5 protein-coding genes and 1 pseudogene are annotated in these 4,575 nt (G+C 69.7%); all 6 read right to left on the bottom strand.

What is annotated here, in order from left to right; all coding sequences use genetic code 11:
* Window positions 1-553: pseudogene (locus tag ACFTZL_RS41465) on the bottom strand (type III polyketide synthase); the annotation flags it as partial.
* 94 nt (window positions 554-647) lie between these two features.
* A complete protein-coding gene (locus ACFTZL_RS41460) occupies window positions 648-1,499 on the bottom strand; it encodes a UbiA family prenyltransferase (protein WP_382594738.1) in 852 nt (283 codons plus the stop codon).
* Window positions 1,496-1,666 carry a hypothetical protein gene (locus ACFTZL_RS41455; RefSeq protein WP_382594735.1) on the bottom strand — a complete coding sequence of 57 codons (171 nt, stop codon included), beginning with the start codon at window positions 1,664-1,666 and terminating at the stop codon, window positions 1,496-1,498. The genes ACFTZL_RS41460 and ACFTZL_RS41455 overlap by 4 nt, the downstream gene beginning before the upstream one ends.
* Before the next feature lie 76 nt (window positions 1,667-1,742).
* Window positions 1,743-2,243 (bottom strand): hypothetical protein, encoded by a 501-nt coding sequence (locus ACFTZL_RS41450; protein WP_382594732.1) that lies wholly within the window; start codon window positions 2,241-2,243, stop codon window positions 1,743-1,745.
* 172 nt (window positions 2,244-2,415) lie between these two features.
* Window positions 2,416-3,078 carry a hypothetical protein gene (locus tag ACFTZL_RS41445; protein WP_382594729.1) on the bottom strand — a complete coding sequence of 221 codons (663 nt, stop codon included), beginning with the start codon at window positions 3,076-3,078 and terminating at the stop codon, window positions 2,416-2,418.
* Between the two features lie 182 nt (window positions 3,079-3,260).
* A complete protein-coding gene (locus ACFTZL_RS41440; protein ID WP_382594727.1) occupies window positions 3,261-4,466 on the bottom strand; it encodes a glycoside hydrolase family 64 protein in 1,206 nt (401 codons plus the stop codon).
* Window positions 4,467-4,575: the final 109 nt, after the last annotated feature.

Raw genomic sequence — 4,575 nt, 5'->3', positions numbered from 1 at the left:
CGAAGTTGGCGACCGAGGTGTCGTCGCGCTGGAGCGTCAGCGAGCACAACTCGACCGACATCAGCACCGCCACCGCGTCCGGGCGGCCGCGCAGCAGGTCGTGCAGGCGGGCGATGCCGGCCGCGCCGGCCACGCATCCGAGGCCGACGAGGGGCAGGCGCACCACGTCGGGGCGCAGGCCGATCTCCGCCGCGACGCGGGCCTCGAGAGAGGGCACGGCCAAGCCGGTCACCGTGCACGAGACGATGTAGTCGACGTCGGCCGGTGTGAGGTCGACGCTCTTGAGCGCGTCGACGACCGCGCGACCGCCGAGTTCGACGCCGGCCCGGATGAAGACGTCGTTCGACTGGCCGAAGTCCTCGATCCGGCCGTACTCCTCCAGCGGGAGCACGGTGTGGCGGGTCTCGACACCCACGTTGCGGTGGAACCGTTCGACGACGCCGCGATCGACCGTGTTCCCGACCAGCGTGGTGGTGACGGACTCGGTGATCTCCTCCTGCCGGTGGCAGTGCTCGGGCAGGGTGCCGCGGACGCTGAGGACGCGCATGGTCATGCTGGCTCCTGGGATCGGGCGGTGGGGGGCGACGAGCACCCGGCTGACGCGGTCGAGAAGGGCTGCCGGGGCGGTCGCGAGATCTGCCGCGCCATCAGCCGGCCGTCAGCAGCGCGACGTCGAGCAGGGCGATGGTCACCGCGGCGCGGAAAGGAGCGCGTCCGCGGGCGCACAGCGTGACCACCGCGAGGACGGCCACCAGGGCCAGGGCCATCCATGTCCACGCGGGAGGGGATCCCGCGGGACCGGCCACGGCGAGCACCGAGGCGGCGGTGAGCAGCACGGCGGCCAGGACGCGCGAGAGGTGTTCGCCGATCCGGTGCGGCAGGCCGCGGACGCCGGTGCGTTCGTCGTCCGCGAGGTCGGGCAGCACGTTGAGCAGATGCGCTCCGACGCCGAGTGCGGCGCCGGCACCGGTCATCCACCATGGCGCCCAGTGCGGCGCCGGGCCGGCGAGGGTGACGACCGAGGGCAACGTCCCGAAGCCGCACGCGTACGGCGCCCAGGACCACGGGGTCGCCTTGAGCCCGAGGTTGTAGGCGTGGCCCGCGCCGGTGGCGAGGACGACATTGACCAGCGCGCTGCGCCAGCCGACGAGCGCGGACAGCACGAGGGAGGCGACCGCCGCCACGACCAGGGCGCGCGCCACCCAGCCGGCCGGGAGGGAGCCGACGGCCAACGGCTTGTCGGTGCGGCCCACGGCGCGGTCGCGCGCGAGGTCGAGCAGGTCGTTGCCCCAGCCGATGGTGAGCTGGCCGGTGAACACCGCCGCCGTGACGGCGACGGCGTGGAACGGGTGCAGGCCGCCGCGGAGCGCCAGCAGGCCCGTGATGACGGTGACCGCCAGGGCGGGCCCGCCGTGGGCGGCGGCGAGCAGCGCGAGCACTCGCGGCGGTCTGTGGCGCGCCGGGGTCGAGTCGGCCGTGTCGGCCGCGTGGGCGGTCACCTGCACCGCCGCCCCGCGTCCGGCGCCCGACAGGTCGCCTCGTCGCATGCGTCGGGGCCGCCGGGCAGCCGCCGGGCGCCACCGGCGAGGGCGTGCGTGCCCTCGGCCCGTTGGCGGCGTACGACGGAGACGGTGTGTCCGGTCGACCCGGTGAGCACGATGCGCATGGAGCATCGGTCCCACGTTGCCGGGCCGCTCACACGAGGCAGTCAGGCATCCGGTGGAATCTGCATGCCCCGGGCGCTAGGCGGCATCGTGGATGACGAGCTTGAACTCGGCGAGGGTCAGGAGACGGGAGGCGGCGTCGTTGTGCGTGACACGGAGTGCGATCGGGGTGCCCGGGGCGACGAAGATGCCGTGGTTCTTGACGTAGTACTGGCCTCCGGGTGTCGGCGTGCGGTGCTCGGTCGCCGTGGTGTCGTTGGGGGTGGATGTCAGGCCCAGCGGGTCACGGACGTACTGGTCGCGCAGCTCGGTGTACCCGCCCGTGCCGCCGGCGGACTCCCACTGGATCATCGCGTGCAGATGGCCCCAGCCGGCTTTGGACGGCCAGATCAGACCGCTGCGGTCGTCTGTCGCCCAGTTGCTCACCACATAGCCGTCCGGCTGGACGGCCTGGTGCATCTCGAATCCGTCCGATGACTCCGCCGCGCCGAAGGGGAACCGCACGATCTTGTAGGTGGTTCCCGGCGCGATCAGCTGAGGAGTGTCGACCTTGAGCGAGCAGACGTGAACTCCGGGCACAACGCCACCTTCCGTAGACCTGGTTCAGCCTGCCCGCCGTCGGCCGACGGCATGCCCGCGCGCCGAGCGCCGCGCGCTCTCCCCCGCCGGTGTCGGACGCACTCGGCCCATTCCTCGGCCCGGTCCTCGGCGGGCGGGCCGCGTCACGAGTCCACGAGCGACTCCAACACACTCATGACCTGGTGAACACCTTGTCCTGGGTGTTGCCGGTGGAGCACAGCTTCTTCTCGTCGGCTGTCATCTTGCGGGACTTGACCACGACCGCGCTGTGCTTGCCGTCCGTGCCGTTCGGGGCCGGGCCGGTGACCACGTCGGGGACGAACCAGTAGTAGTGGCCCCACTTGGGGTCGTCGTAGTGGGTCTGCCAGGTGCCGGATATCCGCTGCATCACCTGGGCACGGGAGATCCAGCCCACTTCTCCCGGCTTCACGTTCACGGTGAAGGAACTGGTCTCCGTGTGCGAGCTCTGCCATGTGTAGTTGTACGTCGCGGTGACGCTGGCCGTGATGATGCCTTCGATGCCTCCGCCGACGGTGACCGAGCCTCCGACCGAGTGGGAGGAACCGACGGTGTCGGCCCAGGACATCGTCTGGGCGGCGGGCGAGTCGGTGCAGTTGAAGAGCAGTTCGGATACCTGGCGCGGCTCACCGAGGTATGCCTCGCCGAGCTCCGGGGAGTTGAAGGAGCACTTGCCCTCTCCGGAAGCGCAGTCGGCCATGATCTGCTCCGCGGTGGGCTGTTCCTCGGCCGCGGCGGGCACGGCCGTCGCGATCACCCCGAGGGCTGTAGCCGTCAGCGCCAGTGTGCGGCCGCCGTACCGCAGGGTGCGATTCATCGTCATTTCGTTGGTGCCTCTCACCATCGCATGGGGGGACAGTGACCAGACCCTCCTATTACGGGAGGGCCTGCAGTCACCGCGTGGTGTCAATGAGGCTCACGTAAACCGCAGTTCATCTACACCAAGGAACAGTAAAGTTGTATTTGATTTTCAGAATTGCTGAACCGTCAACTTTTCTGTCAGTTGAACGGGTCGAGGGTGAGATAGGCCTGGCGGGGGCTGCCGTCGTGTACGAGTGACTCGTGGTGGCCGACGTCGTCGAAGGCGAACGCGTAGGCCTTGCCGTCAACCGTTTGCGCGTGGATCTTGCGGGCGTAGTGGTTGGTGACGTTGTCCTTGTAGAAGGCGTCGGCGCCGGAGTCCGGCTGGTTGGGGTTGACCAGCAGCGTGGAACGGTTGAAGCCGGCACACAGGGTGCGAGAGATCGGGCCGCGGATCAGGTCGTTCGGCGCGTCGAGCTTCCTGTGGCAGCCGAAGATCGAAGCGGCGTCCGGCTTTTCGAAGCGGGTGACGGTGGCGCCGGCGCTGTTGGTGAAGGTCATGACGCCGCCGGAGACCCGGCCGTAGTACTTGGTGCCGGGCTGGTCGGCGAACGGTGTGACCGTCAGGGTCGAGGTGGAGTACTTCTGCCAGACGCGGTTGATGTAGTCGTCCATGACGGTGGCCGGCAGTGCGCCGGTCTCCAGGCCGTACAGCGGCGACAGGGCGCGCAGTACGGTGCCGTCGGACCGGGTCTGGATCAGGTTGGCCCAGCCCCCGGGCTGCCCCCTGAGGGCGTTGAAGAAGCCGTTGTATCCGCCGGGCTTGAGCCGGCCGGTGCTCGCGGTGCTTCCGTCGGCTCGCTGCACTCCCACCGCGTAGGGCGCGGAGAACATGTCGACCTGTGTGCTGTTGATCCACAGGCCCGAGTCGTTGAGCGTGTACTCCGACCAGTTGAACAGGATGTTCCGGTTGGGGTCGGCCGGGTTCTGCACGGCGGGCTGGACCAGGCCCCCGGTGGTCAGCTTGAACACCAGTTTCTGGCCGTAGGAGAAGTACACGCGGCCGGAGAACTTCGGCATGCGGATCGTCGTCGACCGGCCCGCGGCCGGGCCCGGGATCGACGCGTCGGGGGCGGGGGTCGGCGGGTTTCCGCCCGCCGGCCAGGGGTGGAAGGTGCCGCCCGCGTCGGCCCAGCCCTGCCGTCCGGTCGACAGTTCCGTGCCGAGGTTGTAGATGTACACCTGCTCGCCGCGGGCCGAGTTGTTGGTGATCTTCAGGGGGATCGTCGCCGGGACGGCGGCGTGGGCCGGCTCGGCGACGCCGGTTGCGAGCAGTGAGCCGCTCAGGACCGTCGCGAGGGACAGTCCGAGGGCCGTAGCCCGGCTTCTGAGGGTCCGTAACATGCTCCTTCTCCGTTCGATGTGGGGTCGATGCGGGAAGCTGTTGAGAGCGCTCTCAGAGCGTGCCGCGTTGGTACGGACCTGTCAATGAGTCGGGACGAACGGTCTGTTC

Source organism: Streptomyces sp. NPDC056948, from assembly GCF_042674225.1.
In the GTDB taxonomy this organism is placed as follows: domain Bacteria; phylum Actinomycetota; class Actinomycetes; order Streptomycetales; family Streptomycetaceae; genus Streptomyces; species Streptomyces purpurascens.
Note: the sequence above shows the minus strand (reverse complement) of the source record. Positions and strands in the feature narration are given on the sequence as shown.